The sequence below is a fragment of the Anaeromyxobacter oryzae genome, assembly GCF_023169945.1.
GTDB classification, from domain to species: Bacteria; Myxococcota; Myxococcia; order Myxococcales; family Anaeromyxobacteraceae; genus Anaeromyxobacter; species Anaeromyxobacter oryzae.
Genome location: NZ_AP025591.1, coordinates 182828 through 200206, shown reverse-complemented (window position 1 = coordinate 200206; position 17379 = coordinate 182828). Strand labels below are relative to the sequence as shown.

The window sequence follows — 17379 nt, the reverse complement described above, 5'->3', positions numbered from 1 at the left end:
TACGTTCTCCCTGACCGGCGCTTCGCCGGGGGGAGGGACGCACATGGCCCGACGTCTCGCGCTTTCGCTCGCCGGTCTCCTCGCGCTCGCCGCCTGCGGCGGGAGCAGCAGCAAGGGCTCGACGCTCACCGCGACGGGCGCCATCGCCGTCACCGCGAACCAGTTCACGTCGGTCACGCAGTCCATCACTTGCCCCATCGCCGGTGGGTCGATCGGCGCGGCGTTCGCGGCCGTCGGCGCGTCCGACCAGTCCGGCATGTGCGGGTACTTCCAGCGCGGCCAGGACAAGCAGAACGCCAAGTCCATCTTCGTCGTCGCGGTGAACGTGAACCCGCTCGGCGCCGCGACGGTCACGCCGGGGACCTACACCATCACGACCTCGCCGAGCGCCACGCAGACTCAGTACGCGGCGGTGATCGTGAGCCAGAACGACGCGTCCTGCAGCCCGACCGATGTGGAGGCGACGGGCGGGACGGTGACGATCACGTCCGTGAGCGGCGGGCGCATCCAGGGGAACGTGAACGCGACGTTGTCGAACGGCGGAGCCGTGAACGGCTCGTTCGACGCGCCGAGCTGCGCGTACACGCTCCCGGGCGACCTCTGCTCCGGGACGCTGACGCCGCCGGCCGGCACCTGCGTGCCGTGACCGCCACGCTCCGTCCCGCAGCCGCGGGCGCCATCGCCGGCGCGCTGACGCAGAGTGGAGACGGAACGGCCGGCGGCGCCCGCGCGGGCGCCGCCGGCCGTCGTACGGCAGAGGAAGTCCGGCTCAGCCGCGGACGAGGCCGCGTGGCGTGAGCGTCACCGCGTCGCCCGGCTGGAAGGGCAGGGCGCCACGGTAGGTGTAGGTCTCGGTGCCGCCGTCCTCGAAGCGGACGAACACCTCGTAGAACCGATCCTCGGCAGCGCCGGAGCTCGCGGCCGCGCCGACCACGGCGCCGCCGACTGCGCCGACCACCGCGCTGCCCGCGTCGCCGCTCCGGTGCGCGTACCCCCACCGGTCGTAGTGCGTGTGCCCGCCGACGGCGGCGCCGAGGAGCCCGCCGATGATCGCGCCGGCGACCGCGCCCGCAGCCGGATCGCCCTGCTGCCGCTGGACCGTCTCGCGCACCTGCTCCACGCGGCCGTACCGGACCCACTCCTCCCGCTGAGCGTACGGGTCGCCCCACGTCCGGGTGGTCGTGGTCGTGGAGACGCAGGCCGGCAGGAGCAGGGTGGGCAGGAGGGCGAGCGCGAGCTGGCGGGTTCTCATGGAGGGCTCCGGGTCGGTGGCGGCGAACGGCCGCGTGGTGCCGAATGAAGGGGTTTGCATGGGGCGGACCACGGCGCCGGCCCGGATTTCCTCCGTCGCGCCAAGGTGTTGCGCTGCCGGGCGGCCGCCGCTGGCGTGACCGCGCGGCACACCCGTGTCGTCGTCGCTCGCGCGTCGTGGAGGGCGCCCGGGTCCCCTGCCGGGCTCACCTGCGCCGGATCACCGTCGTGGTCCAGATCGAGGCGGGGCGCTCGGGCTCGTACTCGGGCCGTGCCTCGCCGCGCTCGATGGCAGCGCGGAGCTCGTCCTTCTCGGCGTCCGTCAGGTCGGGAGAGAGGAACTCGAGGACCTTGATGCCGCCGTCGGGGCCGCGGGCGAGCTTCACCGTCACGCGCTCGACGCCGGGATCGGGGCGGACGTCGAGCGTCGTGCCGTGGGCGCTCGGATCGCGGACGGGCGTCGCCGAGGCGGCGCGGGACTGGGCGGACGGGTGCGTCGAGGCCGAGCCGCCGGCGCGACAGGCGAGGGCGCCGGCGACCGCGACGGCCATCGCGGCGAGCGAGGCTGCGCTGCGCGTCCGCATGGATGAAGCGTACACCGCGGGCGCCTCCGGCGTGCCGGGGCGCGGCGCGCCCGCATGGGGAGGGCGAGGGCGGTAGGATGACGCATGGCCGACCTCCGGACGTTCCTCTCGACCGGCGACCGCTTCGCGGCGGGCGTCGGGATCGAGCTCGTCGAGGTGCGCGAGGGCTTCGCCCGCGCCCGCCTCGAGCTCGGGCCGCAGCACCTCAACGCGGCCGGCGTCGTGCAGGGCGGCGTGGTCTTCACGCTCGCGGATCTCGCCTTCGCCGCCGCGTCGAACTCGCACGGGACGGTGGCGCTCGCGGTGTCGGCGACGATCTCGTTCGTCAAGGCGACGCGCGGCGGCGGGCTCGTCGCGGAGGCGCGCGAGGAGGCCCTCTCGCGCAGACTGTCGACGTGCACCGTGCGGGTGACCGACGAGGCGGGCGCGCTCGTCGCGCTGTTCAGCGGGTCGGCGTACCGCAAGGACGATCCCATGCCGCCGCCCTGACGCGGTCTGCCGCACGACCGCAGAGGGCCGTGCCGGGCGCGCCCGAGCCTCCCATTCCTCCAACCGTCGTGCCGGGCCGGCCGCATGCCGGGCGTCCCGGCCGCGATGGGAGGCCCGATGAAGTTCCTGGTGATGTGGGAGCTCGACGTGCCGCGGATGTCGCCCGCGCTCGTCCAGGCGGTGCTGCGGATGCCGGATTACGCGAAGGACGTCATCGCGCGGAAGAAGCTCGACAAGCGCTACCACGTCGTCGGCAAGCACGGCGGCGCCTGGATCTACGACGTGGACTCCAACGAGGAGCTCGAGCGCCTGCTCGCGCTGGCGCCCGTCTACAACTTCGCCCGGTACCAGGTCTACGCGCTCGCCGACATGGACACCCCGGCCGACATCATCCAGCCGGCGCAGGCCGGGCCCTAGGCTGCGGCCGCGCGCCCCCGGCGGGGCCTCCTCGAACGGCCGCCTCGCGTCGCTGCTACGCTCCTCCCTCCGCCGCGCGCCGCGGCGAGGAGGAGCGCATGGACGCGTCCACGCTCAACGCACAGCTCGAGAAGCACCTGCGGGTGTCCACGTTCCCGGTCGGCATCCGTTCGCTCGCGCCGGGCGAGCCGGCCCCGCCGAAGGCGAAGCGGCCGCTGCAGCACCTCGGGGTGAAGGTCGCCATCTGCCAGGGGATCGGCTTCGCGCGGCGGTACGGGTGGACGCTCGCGATGGGGGGAGAGGACCTGTCCTGCCCGATCGCGAAGGCCGTCTTCGGGTTCGCCCCGCGCAACGAGTACTACACGTCGGGTGCGCTGGCGGACGGCATGTACGCGTCGTGCCGCGAGGCGGGCGCGCGCTTCGAGGAGGCGCTCGCGAAGTACGAGCCCGGCGAGACGGGGCTGGTCGTCGCGGGGCCGCTCGGGAGGATCGACTTCGTGCCGCAGACGGTGCTCGTCTACGGGAACTCGGCCCAGGTGCTCCGCCTGCTGAACGCGTGCCTCTTCGAGAAGGGCGGCGCGATCGGTGGCGAGTTCTCCGGACGGGGCGACTGCTCCGACATCGTGATCCGGTCGCACCGGCAGCAGAAGCCGCAGGTCATCCTGCCCTGCTACGGCGACCGGATCTTCGGCATGACCGCGGACGACGAGATGGCCTTCACCTTCCCGTTCGCGATGGCGGAGCAGGTCGTGAAGGGGCTCGAGGGGACGCACGCGGGCGGCGTCCGCTATCCGATCCCGGTGTACCTGCGTTACCAGGCCGAGTTCCCGAAGTCCTACCAGGAGCTCGAGAAGCTCTGGGCCGATCCGGAGGCGAAGGACCGCGGCTGACCGCTAGGCCCTCAGCTCGGGCGCGCGGATCCCGAGGTTCGCGACCGGCTGCACCTGCTCGCAGCGGAGCCACTCGCCCGTCTCGAGGACGATCGCGTCCTCGTGGGTGCCGGCCGGCATCACGAGCTTCCGCTCGAGCAGCAGCTTCTCGTCCACGAAGATGGGGATCCCGAACAGCGCGAGCGGCGGCTCGGCGCCGGGGTCGCACGGGCGGAAGGTCGGCCAGAACTCGGACTCCGGGACGAGCTCGGCCGTGGAGGCGGTGGTCTCCTCGAGCGTCCCGAGGCTCACGCGGTCGGTCGCCGCGACCACCGCGAAGGCGAGCTTCCCGTTCAGCCGGACCACGACCGGCTTCGCGACGCGGTAGCCGCTCACGTGCTCGGCGGCCGCGAGCTCCTGGGCGGTCAGCGCACGCGCGTGCGCGTGGTGCTCGTAGTCCGGGTGATGTTCCCGCAGATGCGTTTCGATGAGGACGGGGATCATGGCCACCTCCGGGTAGGATCGTCGATCGGTTCCATTGTGCGCCGGGGGGGAAGGCCGCCCGCGGGCCCGTGGGGCGTCCCGGAACGGGCCGGCAACCGCGCGGGACGCCGGGCGGCCGTCTGCCGCGCGCCCGGGCAGGGGCGCTCACCAGAGGTTCGCGACGTCCGGCGCGTCCGCGCGCGGCTCGAGGGCGAGCGCGTCGCGGGAGCACCCGGTCCGGCACGTGCCGCAGCCCCAGCACGCGGTCCGGTCGAGGGCGATCTGGCGGGGCCCCGCCTTCCGGAGGGCGCCGAACGGGCAGAGCGGGAGGCACAGCCCGCAGCCGGAGCAGCGTTCGGGATCGAGGCGGGCGACGTCCTCGCCGCGCCACATCACCCGGACCTTGCCCTGGAGCTGGACCTTCATCGCCATGCAGCCGCTCGGGAGATCGCAGTTGCAGATCGCCGCGATGAACGGCGTCCCGAAGGTCCAGACGGTGTGCGCGAGCCCGCCCTCCTCGCACCGCAGCAGGTACGCGAGAGCCTGCTCCGGCGTGAGCTTCTCGAAGCCCTCCGCGCGGGGCCCCGGCTCGTAGCGCGCGAACACCTCGCGGAGCACGGCGTCGTGCGGCGTCACCGTCGCCACGATGCAGCAGGACTCCGCGTCCGAGCCCTTCCGCATGGCGCCGCGGCAGACGCAGGGCACGCGCGTGATGTTCGTGGCGATCGCGAAGATCCGCTCGCACTGCTCGATCGGGACCGGCTGGCCGAAGTGCTCGCGCTGCTGCCGCTCCGAGAACGCCTCCGCGAGGCCCGCCCGGACCGGCTCCGGCGCGAGGCGGATCGCCCGGAGCCCCACCTCGATCCCGCGGCGGTACCGCTCGAAGCCCCCGACGAAGTCGACCATGTACCCGCGCCTGCGGAGGTCCGACTCGAGGTCCGCGGCGTAGCTCTCCGCGGCGAGGTACCAGCGCTTCCCGTCGCCGTGCTTCACGCAGAAGGTGCACATCGGTCGGCCCCCCTCGGACGAAGGCTCGAGGAGAGCACGCGGGCGGGCGCCCGTCCACGAGGCCGGGCGGGTCCGGCCTTGTGGCGGAGGCCGCCGCGTGCGAGAACCGCGCCCCCGTGATCCGGTTCGACGGCATCTCCAAGCAGCACGGCCATCAGCTCCTCTTCGTCGAGGCGTCGGCCGTCATCCACCGCGGCGAGAAGGTCGGCCTCGTCGGCCCGAACGGCGCCGGGAAGTCGACGCTCTTCCGCCTCGTCACCCGCGAGGAGCAGCCGGACGAGGGGCAGGTCTCCATCGACCGCGGCGTCACCGTCGGCCACTTCTCGCAGGAGGTCGGCGAGATGTCGGGCCGGAGCGCGCTCGCCGAGACGATGGACGGCGCCGGGCCGGTGTCCGAGGTGGCCGCGGAGCTGCACGCGCTCGAGCACGCGCTCGCGGATCCCGCCCGCGCCGACGAGCTGGACGCCCTCGTCGAGCGCTTCGGGCACGTCCAGGCGCGGTTCGACGAGCTCGGCGGCTACGCGCTCGAGGCGAGGGCGCGGGAGATCCTGGGCGGCCTCGGGTTCACGCCGGAGATGATGGACGGCGACGTGGGCACGCTCTCGGGCGGCTGGAAGATGCGCGTGGCGCTCGCGCGGATCCTCCTCATGCGGCCCGACGCGATGCTCCTCGACGAGCCCTCGAACCACCTCGATCTCGAGTCGATCATCTGGCTCGAGGAGTTCCTGAAGGGCTACGAGGGCGCCATCCTCATGACCTCGCACGACCGCGAGTTCATGAACCGCGTGGTGTCGAAGATCGTCGAGATCGACGGCGGCGAGCTCACGACCTACTCGGGCGACTGGGACTTCTACGAGCGCGAGCGCGCCATCGCCGACCAGCACCAGCAGGCCGCGTTCGACCGCCAGCAGGCGATGCTCAAGAAGGAGCTCGCCTTCATCGAGCGGTTCAAGGCGCGGGCGTCGCACGCGGCGCAGGTCCAGTCCCGCGTGAAGAAGCTCGACAAGATCGAGAAGGTCGATCCCCCGAAGACGCGGAAGACCGTCGACTTCGAGTTCCGTGCGCCGCCCCGCTCCGGCGAGGACGTCGCGAAGCTCGCAGGCGTGACGAAGCGCTACGGCGCCCGGCCCGTGCACGACGGCCTCGACTTCCTCGTCCGCCGCGGGGAGCGCTGGTGCGTCCTCGGCGCGAACGGCGCCGGCAAGTCGACGCTGCTCAAGATGGTGGCCGGCGAGACCGCGCCCGACGCGGGGGCGGTGACGGTCGGCGCGAGCGTGAAGATGGGCTACTTCGCCCAGCACGCGATGGAGGTCCTGAAGCCGGACGAGACGGTGTGGGACACGCTCCAGGGCGCGTTCCCCCGGGCGTCCGTCGGCTCGCTCCGGACCCTCGCCGGCTGCTTCGGCTTCTCCGGCGACGAGATCGAGAAGCGCTGCAGGGTGCTCTCGGGCGGCGAGCGCGCGCGGCTCGTGCTCGCGACGCTCCTCTTCGATCCGCCGAACTTCCTCGTCCTCGACGAGCCCACGAACCACCTCGACGTGGGCACGAAGGACATGCTCATCCGCGCCCTCGCCGGGTTCGAGGGCACGATGCTGTTCGTCTCCCACGACCGCCGCTTCCTCGCGGCGCTCTCGAACCGCGTCCTCGAGCTCGGGCCGGACGGGCCGGTGCCCTACGGCGGCGGCTACTCCGAGTACGTCGCGCGGACCGGGCGCGAGGCGCCGGGCCTGCGGCCGGCGGCGCGCGGCCGCTGAAGAAGCCCGGACCGTCCGACCGGCTTGACGGCGGCCGCCGCATCCCCCATCTTCCGCGCCCCATGCCCGTCCTCGGCGGTGCCGTCACCTTCTCCCGCTTCCACGCGGAGCACGCGCGGAAGCCTCCCTCCGACCTCCGGCGCTGGGTCGCGCGCGCCCTCGCCTCGAACGCGTTCGAGCCGCTCGATCCGAAGCGCGCGGAGGAGGACCGGACCGCCGGGTTCGTCGAGCTCGAGGATCCCGACGCGACGGAGTTCGCGAGCGTCCTCCAGGGCGAGCACGCGCTCTTCGCCTTCCGCGTGGACTCGATCAAGGTCCGCGCCGCCGCCGTGAAGGCGGAGGTGGAGCGGTGGGCGGCGACGGTCACCGCCGAGAAGGGCCGCCCGCCCGCGAAGCGCGAGAAGGCCGAGCGGCGCGAGATCGTGCGGCAGCAGCTCCGGCAGAAGGCGGAGCCGGTCTCGAAGGTCCACGACGTCTCCTGGAATCTCGAGAGCGGACAGGTCGCGATCTGGGCCGCCTCGCGGAAGATCGTCGAGGAGGCCGCGGCCGCCATCGAGGCCGCGTTCGAGGTCCGGCTGCACCCGGTGACGCCGGGCGCCGCGGCGGCGCTCGCGAAGGTGCCGGAGCGCGCGCTCCTGCCGACGGCGGAGCTGGTGGGCGTGGGCGCGGTCGCGAGCGCGGAGGTGGACCGTGGCGAGGCGTGATCAGGCGCGGGCGGAAGCGGCGTTCCTCCGGGGCGACGCCGGGGTCGACGGCCGGGCGACCGACGAGGAGACCCGGGATGCGGCCGAGGTCGAGAAGGACAAGGCCCGCGAGCAGCTGCTGCGCGGCCGGACGTACCTCGGCCGCGAGCTCCTGACCTGGCTCCTGTGGCGGTCCGAGTCGACTGCCGCGGTGACGGCGCACGAGGGGACCGACGTCGAGGTCGTGTTCGCGGGGCGCATCACGCTCCGCGGGCTCGCGGGCGACGTCACGGAGGTGGTCGCCCGCGGCGCCGCCGCGCCCTACGCCGAGCAGGTCCGCCGGGCCCTCGACGCGGGGCTGCTCGTGCACCAGGCTCGCCTGCGGATCACGCACGGAGAGCAGATCTTCGAGGCGACGCTCGACGCCGAGTTCCTCGACGTGCGCGCGGCCAAGCTGCCGGAGCTGCTCACCGAGGCCGAGGACGACCGGCTCCTCGAGCGGCTCGCGCTCGCGGAGAAGCTGTCGGCGCTCGTCGACGCCCTCGTCGGGACGTTCCTCGAGGTCCGGGCGAGCCCGACCTGGAAGCGCAAGGTCGTCCCGGCGCTGAAGGCCTGGATGCAGGTCGACGCGGAAGCCACGCGCGCTCGCGCGTGAGGCCGGGGCGCCTCGATCGCCCCCGTAGAGGTCCTCACGTCGAGCCGAAGGCGGTAGGGTTCGCTGCATGAAGCGTCTACTCAAGTGGGTCGGCGTCGCGCTCCTGCTCGTCGTCCTCGGCCTCGGCGGCATCGTCTTCGCCGCCTTCCACGGCCTGTCGCCCATCGAGGACGGACGGAAGCTCGACGGCGTGGAGGTGGTGAAGGATGGCATCGTCGCCTGCTACCTCGTCGATCTAGGCCCGGGCGAGGTCGCGCTCGTGGACGCCTGCAACGACGACTCGGCCAGGGCCGTCCGAGCGGCGCTCTCGAGGCGTGGGCTCGGCCCCGACGCGGTGAAGGCCATCCTCCTCACTCACGGCGACCTGGACCACATCCGTGGCGCCCTCGCCTTCCCGCGGGCGCAGGTCATGGCCCTCGCGGCCGACGTCCCGCTGGCCGAGGGGCGCGAGATCCGCATGCTGAAGTGGCTGCGCTCGCCGAAGGACACCGGCGTACGCGTCGGACGCGTCCTCTCCGACGGCGACGTGGTCGAGCTCTCCGGCGTCGCCTTCCGCGTCCACGCCGTGCCCGGCCACACCAGGGGGAGCGCCGTCTATCTCGCGCGCGGCGTCCTCTTCATGGGCGACAGCGCCGAAGCCACGACCGAGGGCGCCCTGGCGCCCGCGAAGCGCCTCACGAGCGACGATCCGGCGCAGAACCGGGCCTCGCTCGCGAAGCTCGCCGCGCGGCTCGCTCCGGTCGCCGCCGACGTGCGGTTCATCGCGCCCGCGCATTCCGGCGTGCTGGCGAAGGGGCTCGCACCGCTCGCCGACTTCGCCCTCGCGCACTGACGCTGGCCCGGCGACGGGTCGAGGTCGCGGCGGGTGACTCCGGATCGCGACCGATCTCACGGCGACGGCGACGTCCGCGACTCCCCTGCGTGCGTGCGGACCGCTTCGAGCAGCGCGCCGGCGTGGACCGGCTTCAGGAGCGTCGCGCGCGCCCACGGGTACGCGTAGCCGGGCGGGAGCGCCTTCGCGGTCATCACGACGAGCGGCAGGTCCGCCAGGACCGGCTCCTGCTCGAGGAGGCGGCGGAACCGATCGGCCGGCATCCCCGGCATCATGATGTCGAGGAGCACCAGCGCGGGCGGCGTCGCGCGGAGCAGGTACGCCAGCGCGTCGTCGCAGCTCGACGACGCCAGCACGCCGTAGCCGGCGCGCTCGAGCACGTCGGTGAGGGCGTCCCGGACGAGTTCGTCGTCCTCGACGATCAGGATCGTTCCCGCGGCGGGGCTCACGTCCGCACCATAACCATCGAACCCGGCAAGCCCCATGCGCTGCGACCGGCCCGCTCGGGTGGCCGGCGAATCGTGCGACCCGCCCGCTTGCTCCGGCGCGGGACAGGCCCCACCGTCGAAGCCCGCCCTGCGCCCTGGAGCCGGACATGCGCGAGATCGAACGCCGCAGGTTGCTCGCCTCGATGTCGGCAGAGCTGAACGCGGGGGTCGAGCTCGAGAGCGTGCTCAGGACCTCGGTCGAGCGGAGCGTCACGCTCCTCGGGGGGCACGACGGCGCGCTGTTCCTGATGGAGCCGGGCGGCGTCGCGATCCGCGGGCTCTTCGAGCACTGGCCGCGCCAGCGCACCGGGGCGGTCATCTCTCTCGAGCGGCTCCCGCACACGCGCCAGGCGATCGCGCGCAGGCGGGCCATCTGGTTCACCCAGGCCGACGCCGACGGCGACGAGGGCGCCTGGCTCGAGCGGGTCGGGGTGACCGCGGAGATCGCGGCGCCCATGCTGTCCGGGCCCGGGTGCACCGGGCTCCTCTACGTGAACTTCACGGCTGGCCAGGCCGTCCCCTCCGACGACGACCTCGAGTTCGCGCGCGACGTCGCGGCGCACTGCGCGCTGGCGATCTCGCGGGCTCAGGCGTTCGAGGCGGAGAAGCGCGCTCGGCTCTCGGCGGAGCAGGCGGCGCGCGAGGCGCGGCAGGCGGTCGAGCTGCTCCGCCAGCTGCTCGGGGTCGTCGGCCACGACCTCCGCACGCCCCTCGCGGCGGCGATGATGACGGTCGACCTCCTCCGCGACCGCGGTGGGGACGAGGAGACCGGGGCCGCGCTCGCCCGGGTCGCGGCCGCCCACGCGCGCATGGCCGCGCTCACCCGGGACCTCGTGGACTTCGGCAACATCCGCTTCGGTGCAGGGCTCTCGCTGGACAGGAGGCGGACGTCGCTGGACGCGGTCTGGTCGGAGGTCGAGGCCGAGCTGCGGGTCGCGTTCCCCCGTCACCGGATCGCCGCCGAGATCCCGCCCGGGCTGTCGGGAGAATGGGATCGCTCCCGGCTCGTGCAGGCGATGGCGGGCGTCGCGTACGAGCTGCTGTCGCACTCGCCGCGGAACGCGCCGCTCGAGGTCCAGGCGACGGCGGACGGCGAGATCGTCCGCGTCGTGTTCAGCGTGCGGGGAGGGGAGATCCCGGACGCGATCCGGCAGCGGCTGCTCGATCCGTTCTATCCGCGCCCGAGCGGCCGCACGGGCATCGGCGTCTACGTCGCGTCCCAGGTGCTCGCGGCGCACGGCGGTGGGGTGGAGACGAGGGCGAGCGCGGAGAGCGAGCCGGCTCGGCTGGTCGTGCGCCTGCCCATCGTGTGCGACTGAGCGACACGGGCGTCGTGGACCGCGGCGCCGCGGCGCACGGCGTCCGGGTCGGTCATCTGCCAATGTTGGCGGCGGATGTGGCTCTGGCCCCGCACGAACCTGACGCTCGTCTCTCCCCTGTCGTTCCTGGAGTGCGCGCAGCGCATCGAGCGGCTCGTGAAGGGGCCGCCGCGCGCCGAGGCCGGGCAGACGGCTCCGCCACCGTTCGAGGGGGCCGTGGAAGGACGAAGGTTCCGGGTCCGGCGCCGCGTCCGTTTCCGGATCCTGAAGGAACCCTCGCAGCCGTGGCTCGAGGGCGAGATCGAGCCGGGGAGCGGCGAGTCCGTGATCCGCGCGAAGGTTCGTGGCTCGGTCGCGCCGGGGCTCCTGGTCGTCGCCGTGGTCGCGGTACCTGCCATCCTCCTCCTCGTGAACGACGTTGCCATGTGCCTCGCCGCGTGGAAGCTCGGCCCGAACGCCCCGTTTCGCTGCGCGCCGGACGCGACGCACCTCCTCTACTCGGCGTTCCCGGTCGCGCTGACGTTCGCCCTGTACGCAGCCACGCTCGCGTGGCGCGCGCGCGAGGTGAGGCTCGCCCTCCGTCTGCTCGAGTCGATCGCGCGCCCGGCGGTCGGACCGCGGCGGTCGCTCGTGCCTCGGTGACGCGTCGGCCCGTCGTTCCGCTCCGCGCCGGCACCTCAGCGCGGTCCCGTTGCGCCCGGCTCGTGACCGCGCACCGCCCACGCGACGAGTCGACTCCAGCGACCGACGTGCGAGTCGTACGCGGCTCCGATGGTCCAGACGTCGTTCGCCGAGCGCTCCTCGGGCATGTTCGCTCCGCGACCCAGGCAGGCGTCCCAGGGACCTCCTCGGCTGCAGCGGCTCCCGTTCGCGCCGTTGCATTCCGCACGATCCTACTGGTCGTCACGCCCCGCCGCCCGGGCGGCGGACACCGCCGGCGCGTCGCGCGATGACGAGGCCGCGCGGCACCCGCGCTGCGTCCCCATCCCTCGGGCCCTGAGACGCGTCGTGCTCTCTTCGGGCAGCCGTCGCGGCGGTTCGCCTTCCCGATGTTTCCCGAGCAGCACAGAGACCGAGGGGGAAACATGACCAGGGGAGCAAGATTCGTCCTTGCCGTGGCAGCGCTCATGGGTGGGCTCGGCGCGACGCCCGCCAGGGCGGGTGATCACGATCACGACGGTGCATCGAGCCCATACATCGTGGGGACGTGGAAGTTCGCGCCGAACCCCACGCAGTCACCGAGCGTGGACACCGAGTTCAGGTTCATCAACCCGACCAAGCTGAACGTCACCCTCGAGTACGCCTTCTTCGAGCTGGACGGGACGTTCTGCGGGTGTGACCGGGACGACTTCGCCCCGAACAAGACCACCATCTACACGATGCTCGCGGAGGAGCTGCTGCCGCCGCCGCTGCCCGGTGGCCCGCCGGTGTTCAGCTGCAAGGGCACGAGCGGCGCCCTCAAGTCGATCGTCTTCCTGAACGACGGGGAGCGGATCATCCTCGACGGCGCGTCGCAGGTCGGGTTCCAGACACACGCCTTCGGCGATCTCGTGGAGACCGACACCTCGCTCCAGGGCAAGGTCATGACCGAGGCCGCGATGCAGAGCGTCCCGCTCTCCGACAAGACGCGCGAAGAGATCCGGAAGATTCACGAACAGTGCGTGACGGTCAACGGGCCGCTGTCGCAGTGACCCTGCCGAGACGTTGCCCGCGCGTCGCCATGCGTGGGCCGGCGGCTCCGCCGCGATCGTGACGGAGCCGCCGGTTTCCGGCTCGCATCACGCAGGCCGTCCCAGGTCACGGCCCGCCCGCGCGCAGCGCCTCGAGCTCCTGCCACCGGGCATAGAGCCGCTCGACCTCGCCGGACACCTGCTCCAGCTCCGCGCGCATCCCCGCCACGGCGCCGCCGTCCTTCTGGTACGTCGCGGGATCCCCGAGCGCGGCCTCGAGCGCCGCCTTCCGCTCCTCGGCGTCGAGGATGGCGGCCTCCATGCCTTCCAGCTCGCGCTGCTCCTTGAAGGAGAGCTTGCCGGGCTTGCGCGCGCGCGGCTCGGCTGCGGATCCGCTGGGGCCCCTCGGCTCCGCGCCCGCTGCGCGGGCGCCACGCTCCGGGCGAACGGCCGCCTGAGCCTCCGCGCGCGCGGCCGCCTCGGCCTGCTCCTTCAGGGTCCGGTACGTCTCGTAGTTCCCCGGGTACCGCACCGCGCGGCCGTCGCCCTCGAACGCGAGGATCGCCGTGGCCGCCTTGTCGAGGAAGTAGCGGTCGTGCGTGACGAGGAGGACGCTGCCGTCGAACTGGAGCAGCAGCCGCTCCAGCACGTTGAGCGTCACGAGGTCGAGGTCGTTGGTGGGCTCGTCGAGGACGAGCACGTTCGCGCCCTCCAGGAACAGCCGCGCGAGGAGCAGCCGGTTCCGCTCGCCGCCCGAGAGCGCCTTCACCTGCATCCGCTGCACGGTCGGCGGGAAGAGCAGGTCGTCGAGGTAGTCGCGCAGGGCGACGCGCCGGCCGGAGAGCTCGATGTAGTCCTCGCCGGTCTTGCCGGGGGGGCTCCCGCCGGCGGCCTCGTACAGCGTCTGCTCGGGGTCCAGCTTCGCCCGCTGCTGGTCGTAGTAGGCGACCTTCGTGCGCTTCCCGGTGACGACCTCGCCGGCGTCGGGCGCGAGCTCGCCGAGGAGCACCCGGAGGAAGGTCGTCTTCCCGACGCCGTTCGGCCCCACGATGCCGACCCGCTCGCCGCGCTGCAGGGTGAAGTCGACGCCGCGGAGCACGGTCCGGCCCTCGAACGCCTTCGCGAGTCCGTGCGCCTCGAGGACCACCTGCGAGAGCCGCGGCGGCGCCGCCACCTGGATCTCCGCGACCTTCGGCGCGCTGAAGCCGCGCTCCGCCATGAGCCGCCTCGCGCGGTCGATGCGCGCCTTGCTCTTCGTCCGCCGCGCCTCGACGCCGCGCCGGAGCCACGCCACCTCCTGCGCGATCCACCGTTCGCGCTTGTGCTGCGCGACGGACGCCAGCTCCTCCGCCTCGAGCTTCTGCGCGAGGTAGGCCTCGTAATTGCCGGGAAAGCTCGTGACGCCGGCGCCCGGCGTGATCTCGACGATCCGGTCCACGAGGTCGTCGAGGAAGTAGCGGTCGTGCGTGACGAGGAGGAGCGCGCCGCGGTGCGCGTCGAGCTCCTCCTCGAGCCAGTCCACCGTGTCGGCGTCGAGGTGGTTCGTCGGCTCGTCGAGGAGGAGCAGGTCGGGCCGGGTGAGCAGCGCCCGCGCGATGGCGACGCGCTTCCGGGTGCCGCCGGAGAGGTCCGCGACCGCCCGGTCCCAGTCCTTCACCCCGAGCCGGTCCAGCAGCCGCCGCGCCTCGTGCGACGTGTCCCAGCCGCCGAGGTGCTCGATCCGCTCGGAGACGGCCGCCAGGTCGGCGACGAGCCGCGCGTGCGCCGCCTCGTCCCGCTCGGACTCGAGGCGCGCCGACAGCGCCGCGTGCGCGTCGAGGGCGGCGCGGAGGGGCGCCCGGGCCACCTCGAGCTCCGACGCGACCGTCGCGCCCTCCGGGAAGGCGGGCTCCTGCGGGAGATAGGTCACCGTCGCGCCGCGCCGGAGCTGGACCTCGCCGCGGTCGGGCTCGGACGCGCGGGCGAGGATGCGCATCAGGGACGACTTGCCGGACCCGTTCACGCCGACGAGGCCGACGCGCTCTCCCTCCTCGATGGTGAGGGTGAGCGCGTCGAAGATGGTGCGGCTCCCGAACGAGAGCCGGAGGTCGGCGGCGTGGAGCAGGGTCACGGATGCGCTCCTTAGCGCGGAACCGGGGCGCCGCGCCACCGAAGCGCGCACTTCCGGCGCGGCGGCCAGGCGCCGTATCATCCCGGCGCGCCCCGACCTGGAGACGAGCGTGACCGAGCCCATCCGCGTGTTCGTGACCGGCGGCACCTTCGACAAGGAGTACGACGAGCTGAAGGGCCGCCTCTACTTCAAGGACACGCACCTGCCGGAGATGCTGCGGCTCGCCCGCTGCCGCCTCGACGTGAGCGTCCGCACCCTCATGATGATCGACAGCCTCGAGATGACCGACGCGGACCGGCGCATCGTCGTCGACAGCTGCCGGAGCTGTCGCGAGGCGCGGATCGTCGTCACGCACGGCACCGACACCATGGCCGAGACCGCGCGGGCGCTCGTCGCCGCCGGGCTCGGCAAGACCGTCGTCCTCACGGGCGCCATGATCCCGTGGGCGTTCGGCTCGTCGGACGGGCTCTTCAACCTCGGGAGCGCGCTCTCGTTCGCGCAGGTGCTCCCGGCCGGCGTGTACGTGGCGATGAACGGCCGCGTCTTCGCGGGCGACCAGGTGCGGAAGAACCGCGAGAGCGGGATCTTCGAGGAGGTGGGGTAAGGTGCGCCGCCTCCTCGTCGCCGCCGTCCTCCTCGTTGCGTCGCCCGCCCTCTCGCGCGCCGCGTCCACCGTCGCGTGTCACTGCTACAAGGACCGGACCTTCGACCCCGGCCGGCCGGCGGCGGCGGACCCGTACGTGCTCGCCACGACGCGGAGCTCGCTCCTGTCCGCCGCGTACGGCGCCTCGAAGGCGGCCCTCGTCCGGGCGGTGATGAGCGGCACCTCCCCCGACGCGCTCTGGATCGCCTACTGGGTATCCGGGCGGGCGGACCGCAGCGCCTCCGCGCTCCTCGACGCCGCGGGCGCCGGCCAAGCGTGGAAGGACGTCCTCGCGGGCGCGGAGGGGCTCGGACCCGCGTTCGACGCGGCGCTCGCGCGCGGCGCGAGCGAGAGCGAGAGCGAGCTCGCGGCCCTCGCGGTGGACGACGTGCTCGTCGCCCGCACGGGCGCGGACGCCGCCGGCGTGCGCGCGCTCCGGGTCGGCAAGGCGTCGTCGGAGGAGGTGATCCTCGCGACGGTGCTGGGCCGCAAGACGGGCGCGCCCGGTCCGCAGCTCCTCGAGCGCATCCGCTCGGGCGCCGCCACCTGGGGCACGCTCCTCGCGGAGGCGGGGCTCGCCCCCGAGGCGCTCGACGGGCTGGTCCGCGCGGGCGTGCGGTGAACGCATGCTGCTGCGGTGGTTCGCCCCCGCACCGTGGCCCTCCCCCGGGGCTGTTGGTTCGTCACATGTCTCCGCGTCCCGTCGCACCAGCGTCGTCACCGCGGGGACCTGCGCGACCGCTGGGCAAGCGGGGAAGGGGCTCTAGAAGAAGGGGGACGGCCGGGGCGTGCCCGCAGGGGCGAGACGTCGCCGCGGGGATCGGCCACCAAGATGCCTGCGTCGCGAGGACGGCGATGAGCCCGGCCGGCCGGAGGTTCCGGGAGGGCGCTCCGGCGCGCCCGACGGTCACGGTGGCCCGGCCAGGGCCGCGGCGGAAACTTCGGAGCGCGCACCCGCCGAGCCGGCGTCGCGGCGTCCCGTCGCCGCGGTGGCCTTGCGGTCCGGCGCGTACCTGTCCATCCATGCATCCCCGAAAATCCTACGCGCGGCGAGCAAGTTGTGCCGAGCGCAGAGGAGGCGAACGTTCTCGATCGTCGACTTCCCGCCGAGCGCCTTCGGCTGGATGTGGTCGTACTGGAGACGGTGGCGCGAGCCGCAGACGCCGCCGTTCTCGAGAGCCCACCGACAGCAGCCGCCGTCCCGCAACCACACCGCCCGCTTCACCTCCGCCGGGATGTGGTCCGGCCTCGACGGCCGCTTCTCGCGCCGCGGCTTCTCGACCAGGCCCTTCCGCTTCTTGGCCCGGTCGAGGAGGAGGTCGAGCGCGGCCTCGAGGATCTCCTCGGTGCTCGCCCCCGGGCGTGAATGCGAGAGGGCATTCTGCGCCTCGGCAACCTTCGCCTCGAATCGCTTCGTGACGGTTAGGTGCATCCGACGGAGGTCGGCGGTGAGCGGCTCGAAGGTCGGCGGCGTCGTCCGGGAAATCGGGGCGTTCACGGTCCGTGTGGCCACTTTGGCATCGACGAGTTCTGCCGGCGAACCGGGCGCAATGACACAGGCGGTCGCCGGCGCGCCGAGCTCGAGCGCTGCGGCGGGTTCGGGGTCGCGCACTGGTGGCGCCGCGGCCGCGACGCGAACAGTCGTCACGACCTCCCGGCGCGGAGGCCGCTCCACCGGCTTCAGCTCAGCGACGACCGACCGCGCCTCCTGCTTCGAGAGGTGGAGGAACCGGGGGATCACCTCGTACCGGTTCTCCGGCGTGAGCACCTGGGCGAGCTCACCGACGGTGGAGAGGCACAGCTTGCCGTCCTCGAGCGGCTCGACCAGCTCGGGGAAGCGCTGGATGAGCTCGGCGGCGGTCTTCCGGTAGAAGGCCGCGCTCTTCGACAGCCCGAGCTCCCGGTTCAGGTAGGTGAAGAGACTGGGGTACCCGAGCTCGGCCCATAGCCGCTTCGCGTCGAAGTCGGCGAGGGCGACGAGGAAGGCCGCCATCGCGTGGTGCTCGCGGCGGAGGAGCTCGGAGAGGCGGATCGAGGAGTCGCGGGCGTTCATGCGGGCATCGTCTCACGCGAATTCTCACCCTCCGGAAACGCTCGGATTCGGGCGCTGGCGCGAGAATCAGC

Annotated in this window: 20 protein-coding genes; 13 read left to right on the top strand and 7 right to left on the bottom strand. The window is 73.3% G+C overall.

Translation table 11 applies throughout. The features are described from left to right. Positions 1-43 precede the first annotated feature (43 nt). A complete protein-coding gene (locus AMOR_RS00820; protein WP_248357565.1) occupies positions 44-646 on the top strand; it encodes a hypothetical protein in 603 nt (200 codons plus the stop codon). Positions 647-769: 123 nt separating this feature from the next. On the opposite strand, the gene AMOR_RS00815 is transcribed toward AMOR_RS00820, so the two are convergent. Both AMOR_RS00815 and AMOR_RS00810 read right to left on the bottom strand, forming a co-directional pair. Next, the gene (locus tag AMOR_RS00815; protein ID WP_248357564.1) at positions 770-1252 is read right to left on the bottom strand and encodes a hypothetical protein; all 483 of its coding nucleotides are present in this window, start codon (positions 1250-1252) and stop codon (positions 770-772) included. A 205-nt stretch (positions 1253-1457) separates the two neighbouring features. Continuing rightward, a complete protein-coding gene (locus AMOR_RS00810; RefSeq protein ID WP_248357563.1) occupies positions 1458-1835 on the bottom strand; it encodes a hypothetical protein in 378 nt (125 codons plus the stop codon). Positions 1836-1919: 84 nt separating this feature from the next. On the opposite strand from AMOR_RS00810, the gene AMOR_RS00805 reads away from it, so the two are divergent. The 3 genes from AMOR_RS00805 to AMOR_RS00795 all read left to right on the top strand — a co-directional run bounded on the left by AMOR_RS00805 (position 1920) and on the right by AMOR_RS00795 (position 3631). Continuing rightward, positions 1920-2324, top strand: a complete 405-nt coding sequence (locus AMOR_RS00805; RefSeq protein WP_248357562.1) for a PaaI family thioesterase — start codon at positions 1920-1922, stop codon at positions 2322-2324. 117 nt (positions 2325-2441) lie between these two features. Further along, positions 2442-2741, top strand: a complete 300-nt coding sequence (locus AMOR_RS00800; RefSeq protein ID WP_248357561.1) for a muconolactone Delta-isomerase family protein — start codon at positions 2442-2444, stop codon at positions 2739-2741. Between the two features lie 98 nt (positions 2742-2839). Continuing rightward, complete coding sequence (locus AMOR_RS00795) at positions 2840-3631, top strand: DUF169 domain-containing protein (RefSeq protein ID WP_248357560.1); 792 nt, start codon at positions 2840-2842, stop codon at positions 3629-3631. Positions 3632-3634: 3 nt separating this feature from the next. On the opposite strand, the gene AMOR_RS00790 is transcribed toward AMOR_RS00795, so the two are convergent. Then, entirely contained in the window at positions 3635-4114 is a 480-nt protein-coding gene (locus tag AMOR_RS00790; RefSeq protein ID WP_248357559.1) for an aminoacyl-tRNA deacylase, read from the bottom strand. Positions 4115-4258: 144 nt separating this feature from the next. Further along, on the bottom strand, positions 4259-5101 hold the full coding sequence (locus AMOR_RS00785) for an ATP-binding protein (protein WP_248357558.1): 843 nt from the start codon (positions 5099-5101) through the stop codon (positions 4259-4261). A gap of 116 nt (positions 5102-5217) precedes the next feature. Here AMOR_RS00785 and AMOR_RS00780 point away from each other — a divergent pair, with 116 nt between their 5' ends. The 4 genes from AMOR_RS00780 (at position 5218) to AMOR_RS00765 (ending at position 9025) form a co-directional block, all read left to right on the top strand. Further along, positions 5218-6855, top strand: coding sequence for an ABC-F family ATP-binding cassette domain-containing protein (locus AMOR_RS00780; protein WP_248357557.1), 1638 nt, complete (start codon positions 5218-5220; stop codon positions 6853-6855). A gap of 62 nt (positions 6856-6917) precedes the next feature. Beyond that, entirely contained in the window at positions 6918-7559 is a 642-nt protein-coding gene (rdgC, locus tag AMOR_RS00775; protein WP_248357556.1) for a recombination-associated protein RdgC, read from the top strand. Further along, positions 7546-8193: a hypothetical protein gene (locus tag AMOR_RS00770; RefSeq protein WP_248357555.1), complete on the top strand. Its 648-nt coding sequence runs from the start codon at positions 7546-7548 to the stop codon at positions 8191-8193. The genes rdgC and AMOR_RS00770 overlap by 14 nt, the downstream gene beginning before the upstream one ends. Positions 8194-8260: 67 nt before the next feature. Continuing rightward, on the top strand, positions 8261-9025 hold the full coding sequence (locus tag AMOR_RS00765) for an MBL fold metallo-hydrolase (protein WP_248357554.1): 765 nt from the start codon (positions 8261-8263) through the stop codon (positions 9023-9025). A 56-nt stretch (positions 9026-9081) separates the two neighbouring features. Here AMOR_RS00765 and AMOR_RS00760 read toward each other — a convergent pair whose 3' ends face one another. After that, entirely contained in the window at positions 9082-9474 is a 393-nt protein-coding gene (locus tag AMOR_RS00760) for a response regulator (RefSeq protein WP_248357553.1), read from the bottom strand. 146 nt (positions 9475-9620) lie between these two features. On the opposite strand from AMOR_RS00760, the gene AMOR_RS00755 reads away from it, so the two are divergent. The 3 genes from AMOR_RS00755 (at position 9621) to AMOR_RS00745 (ending at position 12523) form a co-directional block, all read left to right on the top strand. Continuing rightward, the gene (locus AMOR_RS00755; RefSeq protein WP_248357552.1) at positions 9621-10832 is read left to right on the top strand and encodes a GAF domain-containing sensor histidine kinase; all 1212 of its coding nucleotides are present in this window, start codon (positions 9621-9623) and stop codon (positions 10830-10832) included. A 75-nt stretch (positions 10833-10907) separates the two neighbouring features. Beyond that, the gene (locus AMOR_RS00750) at positions 10908-11474 is read left to right on the top strand and encodes a hypothetical protein (RefSeq protein WP_248357551.1); all 567 of its coding nucleotides are present in this window, start codon (positions 10908-10910) and stop codon (positions 11472-11474) included. A 473-nt stretch (positions 11475-11947) separates the two neighbouring features. After that, positions 11948-12523, top strand: a complete 576-nt coding sequence (locus tag AMOR_RS00745; RefSeq protein WP_248357550.1) for a hypothetical protein — start codon at positions 11948-11950, stop codon at positions 12521-12523. Between the two features lie 106 nt (positions 12524-12629). Here AMOR_RS00745 and AMOR_RS00740 read toward each other — a convergent pair whose 3' ends face one another. Further along, positions 12630-14612 carry an ABC-F family ATP-binding cassette domain-containing protein gene (locus AMOR_RS00740; RefSeq protein WP_248357549.1) on the bottom strand — a complete coding sequence of 661 codons (1983 nt, stop codon included), beginning with the start codon at positions 14610-14612 and terminating at the stop codon, positions 12630-12632. Between the two features lie 109 nt (positions 14613-14721). Here AMOR_RS00740 and AMOR_RS00735 point away from each other — a divergent pair, with 109 nt between their 5' ends. Further along, positions 14722-15216: an asparaginase domain-containing protein gene (locus tag AMOR_RS00735; protein ID WP_248357548.1), complete on the top strand. Its 495-nt coding sequence runs from the start codon at positions 14722-14724 to the stop codon at positions 15214-15216. Between the two features lies 1 nt (position 15217). After that, positions 15218-15877: a hypothetical protein gene (locus tag AMOR_RS00730; RefSeq protein ID WP_248357547.1), complete on the top strand. Its 660-nt coding sequence runs from the start codon at positions 15218-15220 to the stop codon at positions 15875-15877. 285 nt (positions 15878-16162) lie between these two features. Here the strand turns inward: AMOR_RS00730 and AMOR_RS00725 are convergent, their stop codons facing one another. Further along, positions 16163-17308: an HNH endonuclease gene (locus AMOR_RS00725; protein WP_248357546.1), complete on the bottom strand. Its 1146-nt coding sequence runs from the start codon at positions 17306-17308 to the stop codon at positions 16163-16165. Positions 17309-17379 lie beyond the last annotated feature (71 nt).

What these genes read in the sequence shown, in the direction of transcription:
- rdgC (WP_248357556.1), top strand. Translation starts at nt 6,918, where the DNA reads ATGCCCGTCCTCGGCGGTGCCGTCACCTTCTCCCGCTTCCACGCGGAG.
- AMOR_RS00725 (WP_248357546.1), bottom strand. Translation starts at nt 17,308, where the DNA reads ATGAACGCCCGCGACTCCTCGATCCGCCTCTCCGAGCTCCTCCGCCGC.
- AMOR_RS00820 (WP_248357565.1), top strand. Translation starts at nt 44, where the DNA reads ATGGCCCGACGTCTCGCGCTTTCGCTCGCCGGTCTCCTCGCGCTCGCC.
- AMOR_RS00795 (WP_248357560.1), top strand. Translation starts at nt 2,840, where the DNA reads ATGGACGCGTCCACGCTCAACGCACAGCTCGAGAAGCACCTGCGGGTG.
- AMOR_RS00790 (WP_248357559.1), bottom strand. Translation starts at nt 4,114, where the DNA reads ATGATCCCCGTCCTCATCGAAACGCATCTGCGGGAACATCACCCGGAC.
- AMOR_RS00750 (WP_248357551.1), top strand. Translation starts at nt 10,908, where the DNA reads ATGTGGCTCTGGCCCCGCACGAACCTGACGCTCGTCTCTCCCCTGTCG.
- AMOR_RS00805 (WP_248357562.1), top strand. Translation starts at nt 1,920, where the DNA reads ATGGCCGACCTCCGGACGTTCCTCTCGACCGGCGACCGCTTCGCGGCG.
- AMOR_RS00785 (WP_248357558.1), bottom strand. Translation starts at nt 5,101, where the DNA reads ATGTGCACCTTCTGCGTGAAGCACGGCGACGGGAAGCGCTGGTACCTC.
- AMOR_RS00765 (WP_248357554.1), top strand. Translation starts at nt 8,261, where the DNA reads ATGAAGCGTCTACTCAAGTGGGTCGGCGTCGCGCTCCTGCTCGTCGTC.
- AMOR_RS00810 (WP_248357563.1), bottom strand. Translation starts at nt 1,835, where the DNA reads ATGCGGACGCGCAGCGCAGCCTCGCTCGCCGCGATGGCCGTCGCGGTC.
- AMOR_RS00800 (WP_248357561.1), top strand. Translation starts at nt 2,442, where the DNA reads ATGAAGTTCCTGGTGATGTGGGAGCTCGACGTGCCGCGGATGTCGCCC.
- AMOR_RS00815 (WP_248357564.1), bottom strand. Translation starts at nt 1,252, where the DNA reads ATGAGAACCCGCCAGCTCGCGCTCGCCCTCCTGCCCACCCTGCTCCTG.
- AMOR_RS00755 (WP_248357552.1), top strand. Translation starts at nt 9,621, where the DNA reads ATGCGCGAGATCGAACGCCGCAGGTTGCTCGCCTCGATGTCGGCAGAG.